Source organism: Nostoc sp. ATCC 53789 (genome assembly GCF_009873495.1).
Classification (GTDB): Bacteria; Cyanobacteriota; Cyanobacteriia; order Cyanobacteriales; family Nostocaceae; genus Nostoc; species Nostoc muscorum_A.
On sequence record NZ_CP046703.1, the window covers coordinates 2,456,280 to 2,474,636 of the forward strand.

Genomic DNA, 18,357 nt, shown 5'->3' on the forward strand with positions numbered 1-18,357 from the left:
ACCTGCAACCTTACGGAATCTGCTATTTTTTACACATTGAAAGGGCTAATTCTAAAAAAATCAGAGGCAAAATTTGTTCTTAGTCTGTGACAAAATAACAGGAATCAGCATCACCTAATCACAGTGTATATCAAAGATATGAGTCAAATACAACAAATTATTTCCACTGTGCGCCCTTGCAAAATCGACAGTGCTACAGCAAGAGACTCAGTGGATTTAGTAGTCGTAATTGATACTAGCCCTTCAGTAAGAAATGAAGCTTACAACCTTAGCAATGCTGCATTTCTCTTTACATAGTTTGGTTTTATTGTGCCAACTTACTTAGCATTGGTGAATTTATGTTGAAACCTAGAGTTTTTTAAAAGATATATTTACGTAGGTTGGGTGGAGTGAAACGCAACCCAACATTACCACCTTATTGATGTTGGGTTACGCGATCGCTTGACTTTTAAGACAGTCGCTACACATTTTTATTTTTTGGGCTTAACCGAAATTTGTGTAGAGACGTTGCAATGCAACGTCTCTACAAAGATTCATATATCTAAGGGACTTCCAAGAAATAAATTATCCAAATAAACGAACCACAGAGACACAGAGAACACAGAGAGAGGAGAAATAGAGAGAGTTTTTTCATCAGTTTTAAAACATTTTTTTATTTGGAAGTCCCTAATCATCAACATAATCATTCTGTTCATCAACAAACCCATGCGTTTCATCAACAAAATCGTTCTGTTCATCAACAAACCTATGCGTTTCATCAACAAAATTGTTCTGTTCATCAACAAACTCATGCGTTTCATCAACAAAATTGTTCTGTTCATCAACAAACCCATGCGTTTCATCAACAAAACCATAATTTTTGTGAGAATTACTGATATTTATATCAATATTAGACACCAACCTGTGAGGATTTTACTGAACTAAAACACAGCTTTGGTAAGGCAAACTAGCTCTAAAGCAGTAAAAAGGATACATTTATGCCTGCTCAAAAGCGTACATACCGCGTTTTAGAAAAAGCTGAATTAAGAGTGGCTGGACTTAAAGCAATTGATCCTAGTATGGATTTTGGGGATGCTCGCAACTTGCAAAATATGACACAACTAATTGAGCAGTACCGTAGCAAAATAGATGCTTATAATACTGCTTTAGCCGTGATTGACTCTTCTAGAACTGAGATGGAAGAATTGGACAAAGCCTTAAGTGACATAACTGAGAAAATGCTGATTGGAGTTGCTTTTAAATACGGCAAAGATAGCCGTGAATATGAAATGGCGGGTGCTGTCCGTAAAAGCGATCGCATCCGTAAAAGCAGAGCAACACGCTTAAGGGCGACTCCAAAAGAATTAGCTAGTGAAAATGCTAAAACTGCATATCTTAATGGACTGAATGGAGCGATCGCAGAATAAATCCATTCTCGTACAAAGTATGGAAGCGAGCAAATGGTTAATTTTAACTCTCCACCCCCTACTCTCCAACCTTTTTCCACGGTAGTTTGACTGTAAATCGACTACCTTTGCCTAACTGACTTTCAGCGTGGACAGTACCACCATGCAACTCGACGATTTTTTGCACCATCACTAATCCTAAACCAGTACCTGCGGAACGACGGGTAGAGGCATTTTCAACTTGGATAAAAGGTTGAAATAATCGGAAAAGATCATCGGAAAGCATACCAATACCCGTATCTACCACGCTAAAAAAGATATACTCGTTTGTGGAATTTGGCTGAACTTCAATCCAAACTTTGCCTCCGTCGTGAGTAAACTTGATAGCGTTGCTCAACAGGTTGATAAATACCTGGCGGATGCGGCGCTCATCAACTTGGATAGGTTCGAGTTCTTCAGGGATTTGTACACTCAGTTGGATATTTTTCTGTAACGCTAAATTTTTGACGAAACTGAGACTAGAGTCACATAATTCTGGAATCGAAGTAGCCGCTAGTTGCAGTTCTATCTTGCTGGATTCGATGTCGGTAAGCTCAAGAATTTGGTTAATTAATTCTAGTAAGTTCTTACCGCTCGATTCAAGGGTATTTAGAAACTGGCGCTGTTCTTCGGTTACAGTACCGTACACTTCATTTTGGAGTGCTTCTGCAATTTCAAGAATGGAGCTTAAAGGAGTCCTCAATTCGTGGCTCATATTTACCAAAAAGGTTTTTTTGGCACGATTAGCAACTTCAGCTGCTTCTTTAGCCTCACGCAGAGCGGATTCTGCACTTTTGCGATCGCAGACTTCTAAAGTCAGAGCAACAAATTCAGCTATTGAGCTAACGAAGTTTTGCTCACTCACTTCCCATGTCCGAGGAATATCAATCTGTTCATACAATACTGTTCCCACCACTTCGCCCCCAACCCAAATGGAGGTATTAATTAGGGATACAATATTCTTTGTTTCTAGCAATTCATCCCATAATTCTTGTATCCGTAGATCGGTGCGAGTATCGGTGACAGCGATGATGCGGGCAGATGTCAGGGATTTAAAGTAGATGGGATAATCTGCGCGATCGCGTTCTAAACCTGCCGAATGTTTTTGATTGCTACGTTCATAGAGACTTATACATTGTAGTTTAGTGCGTTGACGCAGCCTGTCGTCGTCATCACTATTGAATAACCACACACTTACTCGTTCTACTTCTAAAGCATTCGCGGCTTTCTCGGTAATAACTTTGAATGCTGTTTCCAGATTTCCTTCTGAAATTGCTCTATGATTTGCCAGTTCTGCCAATGCCCGATTATGATGTTCTAGCTTTTGCTGACTGTTAATACTTTTTTGAATCTCTTGCTGTAATTCTTGAGTTCGCTGTTTAACTTGCAATTCTAACTCTTCATTTTTAGTAATCTGTGCAGTAAAGGTTTTACGTAAATGCTGCATCATCTCATTGAAAGATTCACCCAGTATTTCTACTTCTTTAATGCCTTGTACAATCACCACCGAGTCTTCTCCTTTGGTGAAATCGGCTAAATCTTTTGTCGCCGTGCTGAAGTACAAAATTGGCTGAGTTATCCAACGGGCGGTGATAATTCCCAGTAAAGTAGCTAATCCCAATGCTCCCAGACAGAGAAAAATTGTAGTTTGAGTGTTGCGATCAATTTGCCCCATAAAATCTGCTTCTGGGACAGCTACTACAATTAACCAGTTGGCATTTGGTTCGCCTTGCAACGGTCTAATTTCTAAAAATTGCCGTTTGCCGTCAAAAGAGAAATCTAGTTGCTGTAAACTCTTAATTTGGTCAAAGTTACTAAATTTAGTTTCTAAATACTTAGCGCTTGCTTGAGTAAAAGCATTCCCGCTTTGGGAAGCTGCCAACCTAATCGGTTTACCATTTTGGAGGCGGAATGGTTCTTCCGTTGTGGAACTTGCCACTAATAGCCCCGATCGCTCGATAATAAAAACTTGCCCAGACTTGCCAACTTTAATATTTTGTAGCAAATCCCCAATTTGTGATACATGAGTTAGAGTGCTGTTGACACCGAGTAACTCTCCTTGGGAGTTATATATAGGTTGAGAAGCACTAATCAGCAGCGTTGGTTCGGTGATGGATGTAAAAATCTGACTAAAGCTGAATTTTTTAGCGGTAACTGCTGCTTGATAGTTAGGACGCGATCGCGCATCATAGTTTTTGATTACTTCTGGTAGCTGAGTACGTTGATTTTGAGAGTCAATTTTGTAGGTGTAGAGGTCGTAACCAGTTGACTTATCAGCTTTTCTGAGTAAATATTGGCGATCGTTGAGCTTTTCCACCGCTAAATGTTCTTGCTGTTCATTGCTTGCCGTTAAAGCGATCGCATCAGGAAAAATCTCTAACTGCTTGATTAAGTATGACTCCCAAGTTGCCAGATTTTCCATCTTCAGCAACCCGATGTCAATGACATTTTGATTACCGCGCAGTACTTGACGCGGGGTTGAGAGATAAGCCTGTAAATTTTGCTCTACTCGATTAGCGACTTCATAACGCAATTCGCTAGCTACCTCATTGACTGCCATTTGCCCATTACGGATTGATAAGTATGCAGTCAATCCCACAGCTAGCAAGATTTGCAGCACAAACAACGCTACGAGAATGCGACGTAGAGGTACACCTTTAAACAGGGGAAAAACACCATTTTGCCCAATATTTTTGTTCATAAGCCCACTCTCCCTTCCTGTCCTATAGTAGTGAGTACAACACCTCGACTTCTCTGGTCTGCGGGCTTATACATAGTTTGTACTCGGTCGGATCAAGTGCCAATATACCACTTTTGGCAAAAGAACAAAACTTTAGGGACTTCCAATTAAAAAATACTCTTAACCCACGGAGGTGGGTTTTGTCTGTATAGCCGCGACTTCTAGTCGCCAAGGCTAGTACTAACCCAAACGTATTGCATTACCACAAGAAAATCTGAGTCTTTTTTCTACCCAAGAACTGCTGCTTTAATCTTTTTACAGATAGCCACCCAAGCTTCATTCTGTTGTCCTGAGTCCAGTCTGTCTAAAGGTTGATTGGGAGGGTGCGCTGACTGATACTTTTCAATTTCTGTTTCGTCATAGCCGCTAGAACTCAAAGGTATCCAAATAATTGTGAGTCCTTCGGCTTCAGCCGCATCCAACAATGGGGGTAACTCATTATCCGCAATAAAGTCTGATGCTAAAAAATCTGGGCTAACCAACAATACTGCCACTTTTGCTACTGCTAAAGCATTTTTAATTTCTTCGCGCCACTTAGCACCAGGTTGAATTTTAGTATCGTCCCACACGAGCAGCTTTTGGTTGCGAATCATTGGTTTAAGGTGCTTCTGGAGTTTAGTCAGCCACTCCTGATCTTGATGACTATAGCTAATGAAAACTTGATTTCTGATTACGGGTTCAGACATAGGTATTTCCAAGTTTGGTTGAGTCGGTAAAACATCGTCAATCAATCTGCGGACATCTACCATATCACCGCTATCCTGGCACTGGATTTGGTAGCGATTATTGTCCCTGAATTTGTACAACACATCTCGGTTATAAAAATGAGGACTTTGACTATCATTACAGCTTTTACAGTTACAAGGAACAAGTGTTTGATATTGCAGACGTTCGTAAGACTTATGGATTTTTTCTAATTCATTGTTAATAACTACTAGTAGTTCTTTCTTACGCTTGCCTGCGACGCGGACTTGAATTTCTCGTTGATTGTAGTATTCAATTACTTCAGCACGGCTTTCGTATTTAGCAAGAACAACGCCTGTTTTCCAAACTAGGGTTTGTTGTTCAATATCAGAGTGCATTTCGACTATAAAGCGGGTGAGAATACCTTTTGGCATGAAGTCATATTTATAGCGCAGGATTAGGTTATTGGATTCATCCCAATTGAAATCAGGTTGGTTAACAGAGAGTAATTGAGGCGCAATATAAGTGCCAGGACGACTAGGGATTTCATAGGACAGTTTAAATTTCATCATTAGCCGCAATAGTTCTGGTCGCATATCGGCATATTTATCTTCATGCCAAATGTTTGCTAAATCATTGCGATCAAATTGACCAAGTTTTTCAATCACTTGGGAATTATCTAACACTTTGTAAACGGCATCTGTACCCCAAGTAGGTTTGAGAATAACGGTTTTTATTAACAAGTCATCATCTTGGAAGTGAAGGCATACACCTAAATCATGCAGATAGCCACTGAGTTGGAGTTTATTCTCCTGTTTAGTAAAACCATGTTTCTGACAAATATTCATATATTCTTCCAAGCTAATATATTCGCGGGAGTCACCTTCTAAAGCTTCCCGCACTTTAACCCAGGTTTTGGGGAGTTCTATTCCAACATGAGGTAAGTTAGTAATATAATGCTTAATTTTATTTAAGATTTCTGACAGACCGCGATCAGTGGCTAAGTTTGTAGTAAGTGTTTCCTTAAAATTAGTGAATTCGCGCCGTAACTCACGCTCGTTTATTTCTCGTTTGCGCTCCTGCTTTTCATTTTTGACAATTAACAAAGGACTATTACCGCTCAGTAATTCAACCGCATTTAACCAGTAATAAAAATCTGTGTCTTCTTTGCGAGTATCAGCAACCAAGGCATAAAGGGAGCGTTTTGTGAGGAAAAATTGGTGGGTAGCATGGTAAATTTCTTGACCACCAAAGTCCCAAATGTTGACCTGAAATTCTCTGTTATTGTCAAGCAAGAACTTACATTGAATAACATCTATGCCTTCGGTGGTATTTTCATCTTGTTGTAACGTATATTTATTGTCTTGAATTTTTTTGGCTAGTGTAGTTTTACCTGCACCACCTTCTCCCACAATGATTAATTTAGCTTCGTAGAGGCGATCGGTTTTTTGTTCTAGTTGTTGTCTGCAAAAGTCAAGAATTGCTTTAAACCCTTTCGTGATAATTTCTGGTGGAGGTGATTCTAAACGATTACTGTTGAGGTCGAGGGATTGCAGGTTGGTGAGTTGGCCAATTTCCGGTGGCAGACTGCTCAGTCGATTGTAGCTGAGGTCGAGGGTTTGCAGGTTGGTGAGTTGGCCAATTTCCGGTGGCAGACTGCTCAGTCGATCGTTGCGGAGTTCAAGGGATTGCAGGTTGGTGAGTTGGCCAATTTCCGGTGGCAGACTGCTCAGTTGATTGTAGCTGAGGTCGAGGGATTGCAGGTTGGTGAGTTGGCCGATTTCCGGTGGCAGACTGCTCAGTTGATTTCCGTAGAGGTAGAGGGTTTGCAGGTTTGTGAGTTGGCCAATTTCCGGTGGCAGCGTTGTTAAGCGTTTGTCAGAAAGGTCTAATTTTGTCACATTGTCTCTGACAGCTTGTTCAATAATTTGCAGCAGTTCTTCGTTAGTCATTTCGGGTTTTACAGAGGCGATGCCTGACGACGAGTTGCTGCTTGGACGCGCAGCAGAGAAATTAAGCTAATTAATAATGTACCCTGTATCAAGGATTGCATCAGCGCAATGTGCGTTAGCGTACTCGTCGTAGACATCGCAAGTTAAAAGGGCAGTTAGAAACCGCGTCTACACAGACTTGTGTTGAGCGGAATCGAAATACAAAACTCACCTTTCCTTCCCTACAGAACGCTGCGCGAACGGAACGCTATGCGAACATGGGTTAAGGAACCCTTGATTTTGATTAGTCCACGGAGGTGGACTTTGTTTGTATAGCCGCGATTTCTAATCGCCTGGTATATTTGCTTTTTGTATTTAACTTTAAGATTATTGTGTAACCCTATGTAACTTGATGGCTATAGCTTTCCACATTGCCCAGCTTCCATCCAATATATAAATATGCCAGAAACTCAATCAAGTCCTCATACACATACAAACACATCAACCAAAGATGATACCTTACCTGCATCTGTTATCTCCTCTTCTACCTCTCAAGAAATCTACGATGTTGTAGTGATTGGCGCTGGGCCGATTGGGTTAGCAACTGCCATTGGCTTACGTAAACGTGGAATTGAAAATGTCCTTGTCATCGATCAAACTCGCGCCTTTCGTCAAGTTGGACAAACATTGGATCTTCTCCCCAATGGATTACAAGCTCTCAGACATTTAGATCCTAACGCTTACGAAGAAGTCAAAAAAACTGGACTGGGTTTATTGAGTCCCAAACAGTCTAATGACCAGGAAACTGTCGAACCTACTCAAAAGCAACAACCTCCAAAGGCTTCACCCCAATGGATTTACAAAAATTTGCAGGGTGAGATAATTCGGTCAACATCGCTTAGTTTTGATGACTGGTTTAAAGATTATGGCGATGGTCGAGTATCAATTTCTTGGTACAATTTGCAGACAACCCTCAGACAGCTACTTCCACCAGACCTAGTTAAAGCTAATCACCGTTGTATTAATGTTGTGAATGAGCCGGAAAAAGGTTGTGTCCGCATAGATTGTGTAGGTGATACAGCAATAGAAACCAACCCTTATGCCTATTGGATAGATGGGCAGAAAGATAACGATCCGCAACCCCAAAACTCAGAGATTGTCCCCCAAGAATTAGCAACAAAATCCATTAGAGCTAAACTAATTGTTGCAGCAGATGGGATTAATTCTACAGTTCGTAAGCTGCTTTACACAGATACTCAACATCATGATTTTGCCAGCCCTGAATACTCTGGGTTTGCAGCTATATTTTGTATGGAAATAGCTGAAGTACCAAAAGAATTATTGACAAAACTAGAAGAAGATTTCTTTCAAGACTCACCACTTGTAACAATCACTAATGATGAAATAACTGGAAATTCTGTTTGTATAAATAACATCAGGATAATCTTATTTCGCAGACCAACTGGTGTACTTGGGTACATAATACATCTTGCTTTGCCTTTAGACTCGTTGCAAGGAAAATCTGAAAGTTCTTTAATTGACTTAGCTTTGCAGGAGTTAGAAAAAGCAGGGTTTCCTGATGCGCTCAAGCAATTAGTGCGTCTATCTCCTCCTGCCAAAATGCAGCAGCGTCCATACTACGTTCACCGCGCTAGCATTTTGGATTCTGTACAAGTTTCTAACCCAACTGACCTCAATCCTGAAGCTAATCCTGCCAAAATTTCACCAGCCTGGAGTGTAGGGCGAGTCGTCTTAGTTGGCGATGCTGCACATGGAATGCCTCCCTTCATGGCTCAAGGAGCTAATCAAGGATTGGAAGATGCGCTAATAGTTACAACACTCATCGCTAAAATTGCTGAGGAGAATAACTGGGATAACCTACAAGCTATAGCCAAAGCCTTCGAGAAATACGAGTGTCTTCGTCGCCCATTGATGGCATACGTCCAAGAAGCAACATTAAAGCGATCGCCCCACTCGTCAGATAAAGAGTGGCATGACTACAGCCAACAGATGTATTGCCGCAATTTCGACCAAGTAATAGAGGCATTGTAGTTAACCGTCTATGAAAAATTTTTATTAGAATGCAGATGTCTACTAGGCGGCAATACTGCGTAGGTTTTGAGTCGATCCCCCCAGCCCTGCTTAAAAAGAGGGGCTAAGAATGTCTTATTTTCCCCCTTTTTAAGGGGGATTAAGGGGGATCTCGACTATGCACCTTAACCTACGCAGTATTGCACTAGGCGGCGTGCTGTCTATCCACGTAAATCCAGAAGATAATCGATGAGTAATCAACTACAAGACTACAATCCTAGCGGCGTAGGTGAAATAAATGGCAACCTCTTAGGTTTGCCCTGCGATTATGAGTCTGCAAACCTGATTGTCTTTGGTGTGCCGTGGGAAGTCACTGTTTCTTATGGCGCAGGCACAGCTAATGGCCCCCAGCGCATTCTTGATGCTTCGACTCAACTAGATTTATTCGATTTTGATAACCCTAATGGTTGGAAGCAGGGAATTTTCATGGTAGAAATTCCCCAAGATATTTTAGAGAAGAATACATACTACCGCGCCTTGGCAGCAAAAATTATTGAGCGATTAGCCCAAGGTAAAGAACTCTCAGATACACCAGATTTAACATCTGTCCTCACAGAAATTAATCAGGCTGGGGAACAGGTAAATCAATGGCTGTTTGAAAATTGCCAAGAAGCAATTAACAAGGGTAAGGGAGTCGCAGTTATTGGTGGAGATCACAGTTCGCCGTTAGGTTATTTCCAAGCATTAGCAGCTAACTACGCCAACTATGGCATTTTGCACATTGATGCCCACGCAGATTTACGCGATGCTTATGAGGGATTTGAATTTTCCCATGCGTCGATTATGTTTAATGCGATGAAAATACCGCAAATTTCCAAGCTAGTGCAAGTAGGTTTGCGTGATATTAGTCATGATGAAGTGCAGATGATAGACCAATCTGATCGTCGCATTATTGCATATTACGACCCAGCTATTAAACAAAAGCTTTACTCTGGAACAACTTGGCTTGATTTATGCCGAGAAATTATCAGTCATTTACCTGAGTTTGTTTACATTAGCTTTGATGTCGATGGTCTAGATCCAAAACTTTGCCCAAGTACAGGTACTCCTGTTCCGGGTGGGCTGGAATTAGAGCAAACATTTTTTCTGTTCCGGGAATTAGTCAAGAGTGGTAGAAAAATTATTGGCTTTGATATTTGTGAAGTCGGTGATGCCGAGTGGGATGGTAATGTTGGAGCGCGGGTAGTTTACAAGCTGGCAAATTTGATGGATTTGTCAAAACAGAATTCGTAATTGTTGAGTTCCTAAAATCGTTCGACTGAGACGTTTTGCGATCGCTCAGTCGATCCAACTTCACAGTGTTCGCGTAGTGTTCCACAGGAAAGTCCAAAATCTAAAATTAAATAATAAGCCCCGGACTTGATTGCTGGAGTCAATCTAAAATTTTTTAATTAACCTTGCTTTACTATCTAAAAATTTTAAGATAAAGAATAGCCTGTTGCTTTGTGAACGTATTGCACAACTTTTTGATATGATTCAGGATTACTCACAGGATTAATGATGATGGGGATAGTGCCATCTGGCAACCAGAAGGTTATCCTACCATTCGGTTCATGACAAAAGGAACTGATGCAGTTGAGATTAATTACATATTCGTTTTTTTCGTAAAGGATTTTCACCCAGTGGGCATGATCTAATTCTAAACTTGTCACGCATTCTAAATAATCGAGAATCTTTTGATAATCTTCTAGGTTACTTTGTGGATTAATGACTATTGGAATGGCACTATCGGGTAGCCAAAAAGTAACCCTGCCATTCACTTCATAACAAAAAGCATGGACACGTTCAAAATTCACTACATATTCTCTCCTCTCGTAAAGGATTTTCACCCAGTACGCCACAACATCTCCTCAAGTCCGAAATTTACGAATGATGCACCCTGTATGTCCAAGTCTACTGAAGCCTTAAGTTTATGTTGCTGTGTACCAATTCAAAATCAAATTAATTTGTTTGAATGATGAATTGTTAAGAAACCTCCAATGGCGTTGGTGTAGTTGAAGTTGACAGAGAAAGAGCGATCGCTGCTTGAATAAACCCTTTAAATAAAGGATGAGGGCTACTAGGACGCGATTGAAATTCTGGATGAAATTGGCAAGCCAGAAAGAATGGGTGCTTGGGTAATTCCACAATTTCAACTAACTGTCCATCAGGAGAAGTCCCACTAATCACATAGCCGGACTTTAATAAGAGATCGCGGTAAGCATTGTTGAACTCATAGCGATGTCGATGTCGTTCATAAATTACATCTTCTTGATAAAGCTTGAAAGCCAATGTATCAGGAAGAACACGACAAGGATATAGCCCCAAGCGCATTGTACCCCCTAAATCCACAACTTCCTGCTGTCCTGGCAATAAATTAATTACCGGATTAGTTGTATGAGCGTCAAATTCGGCACTATTAGCATCTGTTAATCCCCCTATGTGCCTAGCCCATTCAATTACAGAGCATTGCATTCCCAGGCATAAACCCAAAAAGGGAATTTGGCGATCGCGGGCGTATTTAATAGCGGCAATTTTGCCATCCACTCCCCGAACCCCAAAACCTCCTGGTACAACTACGCCATCGACACCCCCAAGATGAGTTTCGACTGATTCATTTTCCAAATCTTCTGAATTTACCCAACGCAGGCGCAGTTTGCCATAAGTGGAAATTGCAGCATGGTTTAGTGCTTCCACTACAGATAAATAGGCATCACTTAACTGCACATATTTGCCGACAATGGCAATTTCTAGCTCGTGCTTGGGAGTATGTAACCGTTGTACCAATGTTTGCCACTGCGTCAAATCTGGTTGGCGTTGCTCCATTTGTAGCAAACTCAGTACTTGTTCTGCCATTCCTTCCCTTTCCAGATTTAGGGGTACTTCATAGATACTTTTGGCATCTTGAGAAGTAATGACGCATTCTTCGGGCACATCGCAAAATCCCGATAATTTTTGCTTTAATCCCTTGGGTAAGGGGCGATCGCTCCGACAAACTAAAATATCTGGTTGAATACCAATGGATCTGAGTTCTTTAACTGAATGCTGTGTTGGCTTAGTTTTCATCTCACCCGCAGAAGCAATCCACGGTACCAACGTTACGTGCATATACAGTACATGTTGCCGCCCCACCTCTTTGCGGAACTGGCGAATCGCTTCCAAAAACGGCAGTGATTCAATATCTCCCACCGTCCCGCCAATTTCTGTAATTACTACGGACGGATTTGTACTTTTAGCAACTCGCAGAATCCGCTCTTTTATTTCATTGGTAATATGAGGAATAACCTGTACAGTGCCGCCATTGTAGTCTCCACGTCGCTCTTTATTAATGACTGCCTGGTAAATCGAGCCAGTAGTCACACAGTTCAAGCGCGACATTGAGGTATCGGTGAAGCGTTCGTAATGCCCCAAGTCTAAATCTGTCTCCGCACCATCCTGGGTAACGAATACTTCCCCATGCTGAAAAGGACTCATTGTGCCAGGATCGATATTGATATAAGGGTCGAGTTTGAGAATCGACACCGAATATCCGCGCGACTTGAGCAAACGCCCTAGACTTGCTGCTACAATGCCCTTACCAATACTGGAAACTACGCCTCCAGTTACGAAGATAAACTTAGTCATAGTAGTTTGAATTTCTAACAACTTCTAAAAATACATCCCGTCATTGTGCCACAGTTATTGTGGTGTAATCTTCTATGATTTGCTGTGAAAAACCTTTTAGGATTAGTAATATTAGGCTGTATTCTCACATCCTCCGTAGCATTGGCAGAGCCATCTCTTATAGTCGTTTTTCCCAAGACAAACTACCAGACGAGTTCCCAAAAAATCTTTTTTCTGGGGACTGCACCACCGGATGGTGAGGTTTTGATCAATAGTAAGCCAATTAACCGCAGCAAAGCTGGTCATTTTTCCCCTAGTTTCCCCTTGCAGTTGGGAGAGAATCTTTTTACTGTGAGTCGCCAGAATCAAGAACTTAAGATTAAGGTGATAAGGGTTAGCACTAGCCCTGAACTACCACAGGGGGTAGCCTTTGCTAAAGATTCCTTGACTCCCGCAGCTGATATTGCCAGACTACCAGGAGAACTAATTTGTTTTAGCGCGTTAGCGAAGCTTCCCGAAGGGATCGCACCCCCTAACGCCAATGTCTCTGTAACCCTGGCTAATCAGACGATTACCCTTTTACCTCAACCTCAACAGGCACAACTACCAAGTAATTTGGCAGCTCTGACAGGGCAAAATCAGCCTTATGCCCAGTCTAGCGTAGGCAATTATAAAGGTTGCACCACAGTGGCTACAGCCGCCGATCTGGGAAAACCTCAGTTTCAACTAACACTCAATGGCAAGACGATAACTCAACCAGGGACTGGTAAAATTCAAATCCTCTCAAGAGCAGAGTTGCCGGTTTCTGAGGTTACAGTAGAGTCAGGCGTTGCTCGCACTGGCCCAAGCACCGATTATTCTCGACTCACACCACTGCCTAAAGGCACACGCGCAACAGTAACAGGTAAGGAAGGTGAATGGTTGCGCCTAGACTATGGCGCTTGGATTAATAGTCAGGAAACTCGCATTCTACCTGGTGCAATTCCGCCACAAACAATAATTCGCAGTGTCGGATACCGTCAACTCCCTGGTGCGACAGAGATATTTTTCCCCTTACAAGTTCCCGTACCTGTGAGCGTGCAACAAAGTGAGAAAGCTCTCGCTCTCACTCTCTACAATACTACTGCCCAAACGGACATTATTCGCCTGGATGATGACCCTCTAATTTCTCGGCTAGATTGGCAACAGGAGGCTCCAGAACAAGTAAAATACACCTTTAACCTCAAAAAAGCTCAACAGTGGGGATATAAGCTGAGATACGACGGTACAACCCTGGTTTTGGCTTTGCGTCATCCGCCTAATATTGGGAACACAAGACGCAAGCTTTTAGCTAATCTCAAGATTGTACTCGATCCAGGGCATGGCGGTAAAGAATCTGGTGCCAGTGGCCCAACTGGATATTTAGAAAAAGATGTGAATTTGGTGGTATCTAAGTTGCTGCGGGACGATTTGGTGAAGCGAGGAGCAACGGTAGTGATGACGCGGGAGGACGATAAGGAGGTTTCTCTAGCAGAGCGTCAGGCAATTATTAGTAAAGAAGAACCTGCGATCGCTATTTCCATACATCACAACTCCTTACCCGATGATGGCGATGCTGAAAAAACCAAGGGATTCGCCGCTTTTTGGTATCAACCCCAAGCCCACAGCCTGGCAATATTTTTACAGACCTATGTTGTTAAAAAACTCGGCAAACCTTCTTATGGTGTGTTTTGGGACAACCTAGCGCTGACACGCCCAGCAGCTGCGCCATCGGTGTTACTGGAATTGGGTTTTATGAGCAATCCCGATGAATTTGAGCAGGTAGTGAACCCAAAAGAACAGAAGAAAATGGCTGATGCGATCGCTCAGGGGATTACTGAGTGGTTTAAAAGCGTTCGATAGATCGGGAGTTAAGCTTACGAGCTATAGCAATCCTATTTCTTGCGCCAAACTAAAAACTATAGGGACAATTCATGAATTGCTCCTATAGGGTTTTGGCTATTATTTGCATAAGTCCTGGATTTGTGAAAATTCGCGGTATTCAGATCGCCAACTTCGTGAAAGTTGTCAGCGATTTAACTTTTCAGTGCTTCTACCATGCCAAAACAACTTTGATTGCGGCTAAAAATATATCAAATCTTATATTTTGAAACCGTATGTATTTTAAAATCGGCGGTATGGTGGGAGCGATCGCTATTTTCTTGAGCAATGGTAGTGCGTTCACCGAAGGCGTTGGCGCAGCGATCGCCGAAGGCGTTGGCACAGCCATCGCCCAAGATGCACAAAGATATATTACTGTGGGGCATGATAAATTAGGAAACAGCGTAGCTTTAGATACAAAAACTATTAAGGGTACAACGTACAAACTTTACGGTATGTACGGAGATGGCATCTTCGAGACTACATTCGATGCATCATGTTCCGAATCACGGCTTTTTCGGAATCACATTGCCATTTACAGTTCAGAGGGACAGCTACTTCAAGAGGATAAGGAGAAAGGAGAAATACCTTTTGTCGCCAATTCTTCACCAGGCAAAGGAATGAAAATTGTTTGTCAAAAGATTGGGGCCCTTGGTTGGTAAGTTAAGTAGGGAATGTCCCATGCCCCATTCCCCATTCCCACTTGCCCTGAGCGTTCGCGTAGCGTCTCGAAGAGAAGCCGAAGGGATTCCCAATTCCCAATTCCAGTAGAAAATACTAAGGACAAAACAACGTGTCACGCGTATCTCGTCCTGTGGTTGGATTAGTCCCTTTAGCAAGTTTGCACAATTTTTTTTGCTCATCCGAACGCAGCAGCGTATCGGTAAAATCTGCCCCATCAATGATTGCGCCATCAAATCTGGCGTTAGCAGCAAAAGCACCCTCTAACAGTGCATTTGTCAAATTTGCCCTAACTAAACGAGCCGAGTCTAAAGTGGAATTTCTCAAGTCAGCTGCCTCTAAATTTGCAGACTCCAAATTTGCTGCAAAGAAACTGACACCGTTCAAATTAGCATGGCTGAAGTTACTCTGGCGAAGATTAGCTTTGGTAAAGCTGGAATCTGTTAAATCACGTCCTGAAAAATCAGCCTCGACCAAAATTTCTTTATTATATTCAAGTGCCAAAGCTGTTGGAGCAAAACCGAGCGTTGCGGTGATGCTAATCATTCCCCACAAGAATAAGCTGAGTATATTTGTCCAAAAGTGATAGTCAGTCTGACGCTTCAACCCGAATTGTGTTCGGGATGAGTCGAGTTGAGAACCTGCTGTGCAATCGCTTAACCTAGAATTCATAGAATTTATCATATTTTTCGTCAATGGCTAACCTTCCTCCATCTCATTATCCAGATATTGGTCATTTAGGAGAAGACCTAGTTGCCCAATGGTTGCAATCTACTAGTTGGATAATTCTACATCGTCGCTTTTCTAGCCGTTATGGAGAAATTGATATTATTGCTCAATATGATGGACAAACTGGGGAAAAACTCCTTACTCAGCACTCATTATTGGCATTTGTTGAAGTTAAAACCCGCAGTTCCGGGAGTTGGGATGCAGGAGGAAGAAGCGCCATCACCCCACAAAAGCAAGCAAAAATCTCACGGACAGCTGGAATATTTTTAGCCCAGTACCCTGAAAAGGCGGATTATTCTTGCCGATTTGATGTTGCTATTGTCTACTGTCAAAGGATATCAAAAAATCAGACTGCGGTTATAGCAACTCAGGAAGCTCTTGCTACTTTATCAACAGATGAATATAAGTTTAAGCTGCAAGAATACATTCTGGCAGCTTTCGACTCTTCAATTGATAATGGTTAATTGGTAATGGATAAAATATCTTAATTACCAATAATTATCTACTGGCGTTACAACCAAACGTTATTACGCCAAAGTTTCTGGACAGTAGCCTAAGCCCCTGACAAACTGTTGCCGGAAAGCTTCGATTTCGTCTCTCTCTGGACTACCATGAGAAACGATCGCTACCTGATAGCGACGCATCACGTCCACAGGGCATTGTCCCGCTTCTAAACTCCAAAGTGCCATTTGCACCCTCATTGGTGGCTCATAGCTAATTCCTAATTCATTTAGAAAAGCCCGAAAGTCGCCATCTTCTTGGGGCGAGACTTGACCTCTGAGTTTGATCCTAACCACCCAGCCATCAATTTGATGAATTACGGTGACGAACGAAACTGGTGTCTGGGGTCTAGCGTGCAGGTGTTGAACGACCCTCAGGGTTAGACTGGCATTTGCCAGATAGTACAAGTATTCCATGTTTGTTGGTGCTTGGGATCAAAGCCAATCCTACATATCTATATTCGTCAATCAGTGCCTGTTCCCGGTAGGGTAAAAGCCCCCGTTTTTAGATGGGGAGGTTTACCCAATTTTTATGTTAATTTTTCCGTGTTACTTAATAGTAACAATCTTATAGCCTCGCGACAAAATTGGGCAAAGATGCCTTAAAGTTCCTTTAGAAGGGAAAGCTAAAAACAGCTTTTTGTCAGAGAGTATAAATACTAAATAAAGCAAAAACTAGTACAAGCCAAGTTGAAAGATACATCTAGCCCCAAAGAAAAAAATTTTGAATTAGATTGCTCGGTAGCAGGCTATGACTACACACTACCTCCAGAACTCATTGCCCAAAACCCAGCAGTTCCTAGAGATAGTTCCCGGTTACTGGTAGTTAATTCTCCCACTACAGGCGCTGAAACAGAAGCATCTCACCATATTTTCCATGATTTGCCTGCACTGCTACGCTCTGGTGATTTGTTGGTCATGAACAATACAAGGGTTATTCCAGCTCGGCTTTATGGTCATAAAACCACTGGTGCTAAAATCCAGGTGTTGCTGTTGGAAGAACGGCAGTATAACTGTTGGTTAGCTTTAGTTAAGCCAGGAAAAAGCTTCAAACAGGGAACAAAGATTATTTTTGAAGCAAAGCAGGGGATTGGGGATTCAAAAGAGGCAGAGGGGCACGGTGCTGGGGGCAGAGGGGAAAACTCTTCTCCCTACTCCCTTGATTCTTCCCCAGTAACCAGTCAACAACTCACCGCTACAGTTTTAGAAACAGACGCAGCAACCGGGGGACGTTTGTTGCAATTTGATGTGCCAGAGGGAAAGCCTTTGGTGCAACTGTTAGAGGTATTTGGTGAAGTACCGCTACCACCCTACATTACTACCTCTTCAGCTGCTGATGAGCAGTATCAGACAGTTTATGCCGAACAGCCAGGAGCGATCGCAGCACCGACGGCAGGATTACACTTTACCCCAGAATTATTACAAAAGCTGCGCGATCGCAATATCAATCAAGCTTTTGTGACGCTACACGTTGGTGTCGGCACTTTTCGCCCTGTGGAAGTGGAAGACGTAACTACCCACCAGATGCATGAAGAATGGATTGAAGTTCCCGCCGCCACGGTAGAGCAAATTCGCGCCACCAAAGCTGCTGGCGGTCGAATTATTGCTGTGGGAACAACGGCAGTAAGGGCTTTGGAAGGGGCAGCTAAATCTGGGAATTTACAATCATTTTGCGGTAAAACAGACTTGTTTATTTATCCCGGCTACCAATGGCGGGTGGTGGATGGTTTGATTACCAATTTTCACCTACCACGTTCTAGTTTGCTGATGTTGGTAAGTGCGCTAATTGGCAGACAACGGCTATTGAATATATACTTGGAAGCGATCACTTTTGGGTATCGTTTCTATTCCTTTGGTGATGCTATGCTAATTTTGCCGGAAGCCATAAGAGTTCTGAGTCAAGCATGAGGGCAATGTTCCCTGTTCCCTGTTACCTATTCCCTACCTGACTTTGCACGTTATGTGGAAAAGTCCACGAAAAACCTAACCCCCTAACCCCTTCCCGATGCGGGAAGGGGGAAATTCAAAGTCTCTCTCCTAATAGGAGAGAGATTTAGAGAGAGGTTTTCCAGATGCCGTGAAAAGTCAGATTCCCT

15 protein-coding genes are annotated in these 18,357 nt (G+C 42.3%); 7 read left to right on the forward strand and 8 right to left on the reverse strand.

Annotated features, from left to right (window positions below; genetic code table 11):
• Positions 1–666: 666 nt before the first annotated feature.
• Complete coding sequence (locus tag GJB62_RS10135) at positions 667–897, reverse strand: hypothetical protein (RefSeq protein ID WP_114084093.1); 231 nt, start codon at positions 895–897, stop codon at positions 667–669.
• 80 nt (positions 898–977) lie between these two features.
• On the opposite strand from GJB62_RS10135, the gene GJB62_RS10140 reads away from it, so the two are divergent.
• A complete protein-coding gene (locus GJB62_RS10140) occupies positions 978–1,406 on the forward strand; it encodes a methyl-accepting chemotaxis protein (protein ID WP_114084092.1) in 429 nt (142 codons plus the stop codon).
• A 58-nt stretch (positions 1,407–1,464) separates the two neighbouring features.
• Here the strand turns inward: GJB62_RS10140 and GJB62_RS10145 are convergent, their stop codons facing one another.
• The 3 genes from GJB62_RS10145 to GJB62_RS37990 form a co-directional block, all read right to left on the reverse strand.
• Positions 1,465–4,125 carry an ATP-binding protein gene (locus GJB62_RS10145; RefSeq protein ID WP_114084091.1) on the reverse strand — a complete coding sequence of 887 codons (2,661 nt, stop codon included), beginning with the start codon at positions 4,123–4,125 and terminating at the stop codon, positions 1,465–1,467.
• A gap of 266 nt (positions 4,126–4,391) precedes the next feature.
• The gene (locus GJB62_RS10150; protein ID WP_159402492.1) at positions 4,392–6,800 is read right to left on the reverse strand and encodes a COR domain-containing protein; all 2,409 of its coding nucleotides are present in this window, start codon (positions 6,798–6,800) and stop codon (positions 4,392–4,394) included.
• A gap of 8 nt (positions 6,801–6,808) precedes the next feature.
• Positions 6,809–6,937 carry a hypothetical protein gene (locus GJB62_RS37990; RefSeq protein WP_258551463.1) on the reverse strand — a complete coding sequence of 43 codons (129 nt, stop codon included), beginning with the start codon at positions 6,935–6,937 and terminating at the stop codon, positions 6,809–6,811.
• Positions 6,938–7,238: 301 nt separating this feature from the next.
• On the opposite strand from GJB62_RS37990, the gene GJB62_RS10155 reads away from it, so the two are divergent.
• Both GJB62_RS10155 and speB read left to right on the forward strand, forming a co-directional pair.
• Positions 7,239–8,831, forward strand: a complete 1,593-nt coding sequence (locus GJB62_RS10155) for an NAD(P)/FAD-dependent oxidoreductase (RefSeq protein ID WP_114084089.1) — start codon at positions 7,239–7,241, stop codon at positions 8,829–8,831.
• Positions 8,832–9,059: 228 nt separating this feature from the next.
• Complete coding sequence (gene speB, locus GJB62_RS10160; RefSeq protein WP_114084088.1) at positions 9,060–10,103, forward strand: agmatinase SpeB; 1,044 nt, start codon at positions 9,060–9,062, stop codon at positions 10,101–10,103.
• 185 nt (positions 10,104–10,288) lie between these two features.
• Here the strand turns inward: speB and GJB62_RS10165 are convergent, their stop codons facing one another.
• Positions 10,289–10,711 carry a hypothetical protein gene (locus tag GJB62_RS10165; RefSeq protein WP_114084087.1) on the reverse strand — a complete coding sequence of 141 codons (423 nt, stop codon included), beginning with the start codon at positions 10,709–10,711 and terminating at the stop codon, positions 10,289–10,291.
• Between the two features lie 124 nt (positions 10,712–10,835).
• Positions 10,836–12,473 carry a CTP synthase gene (locus GJB62_RS10170; RefSeq protein WP_114084086.1) on the reverse strand — a complete coding sequence of 546 codons (1,638 nt, stop codon included), beginning with the start codon at positions 12,471–12,473 and terminating at the stop codon, positions 10,836–10,838.
• Between the two features lie 84 nt (positions 12,474–12,557).
• On the opposite strand from GJB62_RS10170, the gene GJB62_RS10175 reads away from it, so the two are divergent.
• Positions 12,558–14,333 carry an N-acetylmuramoyl-L-alanine amidase gene (locus GJB62_RS10175; protein WP_114084085.1) on the forward strand — a complete coding sequence of 592 codons (1,776 nt, stop codon included), beginning with the start codon at positions 12,558–12,560 and terminating at the stop codon, positions 14,331–14,333.
• A gap of 254 nt (positions 14,334–14,587) precedes the next feature.
• Positions 14,588–15,013: a hypothetical protein gene (locus tag GJB62_RS10180; protein ID WP_114084084.1), complete on the forward strand. Its 426-nt coding sequence runs from the start codon at positions 14,588–14,590 to the stop codon at positions 15,011–15,013.
• Between the two features lie 115 nt (positions 15,014–15,128).
• Here the strand turns inward: GJB62_RS10180 and GJB62_RS10185 are convergent, their stop codons facing one another.
• Entirely contained in the window at positions 15,129–15,704 is a 576-nt protein-coding gene (locus tag GJB62_RS10185) for a pentapeptide repeat-containing protein (protein WP_114084083.1), read from the reverse strand.
• A gap of 23 nt (positions 15,705–15,727) precedes the next feature.
• Between GJB62_RS10185 and GJB62_RS10190 the strand changes: the two genes are divergently transcribed.
• Entirely contained in the window at positions 15,728–16,225 is a 498-nt protein-coding gene (locus tag GJB62_RS10190) for a YraN family protein (protein ID WP_114084082.1), read from the forward strand.
• A gap of 63 nt (positions 16,226–16,288) precedes the next feature.
• Here GJB62_RS10190 and GJB62_RS10195 read toward each other — a convergent pair whose 3' ends face one another.
• Entirely contained in the window at positions 16,289–16,678 is a 390-nt protein-coding gene (locus GJB62_RS10195) for a hypothetical protein (protein WP_069068139.1), read from the reverse strand.
• A gap of 246 nt (positions 16,679–16,924) precedes the next feature.
• Here GJB62_RS10195 and queA point away from each other — a divergent pair, with 246 nt between their 5' ends.
• The gene (gene queA, locus GJB62_RS10200) at positions 16,925–18,169 is read left to right on the forward strand and encodes a tRNA preQ1(34) S-adenosylmethionine ribosyltransferase-isomerase QueA (protein ID WP_114084081.1); all 1,245 of its coding nucleotides are present in this window, start codon (positions 16,925–16,927) and stop codon (positions 18,167–18,169) included.
• Positions 18,170–18,357 lie beyond the last annotated feature (188 nt).

Bases quoted from the DNA above. Each gene is read 5' to 3' on its own strand.
- GJB62_RS10180 (WP_114084084.1), top strand. From the start codon at position 14,588: ATGTATTTTAAAATCGGCGGTATGGTGGGAGCGATCGCTATTTTCTTG.
- GJB62_RS10185 (WP_114084083.1), bottom strand. From the start codon at position 15,704: ATGAATTCTAGGTTAAGCGATTGCACAGCAGGTTCTCAACTCGACTCA.
- GJB62_RS10170 (WP_114084086.1), bottom strand. From the start codon at position 12,473: ATGACTAAGTTTATCTTCGTAACTGGAGGCGTAGTTTCCAGTATTGGT.
- GJB62_RS10140 (WP_114084092.1), top strand. From the start codon at position 978: ATGCCTGCTCAAAAGCGTACATACCGCGTTTTAGAAAAAGCTGAATTA.
- speB (WP_114084088.1), top strand. From the start codon at position 9,060: ATGAGTAATCAACTACAAGACTACAATCCTAGCGGCGTAGGTGAAATA.
- GJB62_RS10145 (WP_114084091.1), bottom strand. From the start codon at position 4,125: ATGAACAAAAATATTGGGCAAAATGGTGTTTTTCCCCTGTTTAAAGGT.
- GJB62_RS10150 (WP_159402492.1), bottom strand. From the start codon at position 6,800: ATGACTAACGAAGAACTGCTGCAAATTATTGAACAAGCTGTCAGAGAC.
- GJB62_RS37990 (WP_258551463.1), bottom strand. From the start codon at position 6,937: ATGTCTACGACGAGTACGCTAACGCACATTGCGCTGATGCAATCCTTG.
- GJB62_RS10195 (WP_069068139.1), bottom strand. From the start codon at position 16,678: ATGGAATACTTGTACTATCTGGCAAATGCCAGTCTAACCCTGAGGGTC.
- GJB62_RS10190 (WP_114084082.1), top strand. From the start codon at position 15,728: ATGGCTAACCTTCCTCCATCTCATTATCCAGATATTGGTCATTTAGGA.
- GJB62_RS10155 (WP_114084089.1), top strand. From the start codon at position 7,239: ATGCCAGAAACTCAATCAAGTCCTCATACACATACAAACACATCAACC.